At 59.8% G+C, this 209-nt stretch carries 1 protein-coding gene; it reads left to right on the top strand.

The features are described 5' to 3' along the window. Positions 1–209: DNA cytosine methyltransferase (locus PG722_RS14020; protein WP_270580897.1), on the top strand; the 209-nt coding region annotated here is incomplete at both ends.

Below are 209 nucleotides of genomic sequence, written 5' to 3'. Positions count from 1 at the left end.
TAACGCCCTTTGCCTTCTGGTATGAGGGCGACCCGGAGGGCGGCTGTATCCGTTTTCTGACGGAAACAGAAAGTGAACGGCTGATGGGGCTGCCGGAGGGCTGGACAAAGTACGGGGCGGACGGCATGGAGATCCGGCCTCTGCAACGCTACAAGGCGCTGGGAAATGCGATTGCCCTCCCTTGTGCCGATTACATTATGGCCGGGATC

Source organism: Butyricicoccus sp. OF27-2pH9A, assembly GCF_027693185.1.
Taxonomy (GTDB): domain Bacteria; phylum Bacillota; class Clostridia; order Oscillospirales; family Butyricicoccaceae; genus Agathobaculum; species Agathobaculum butyriciproducens.
This window is presented reverse-complemented; position numbering and strand designations above follow the sequence as displayed.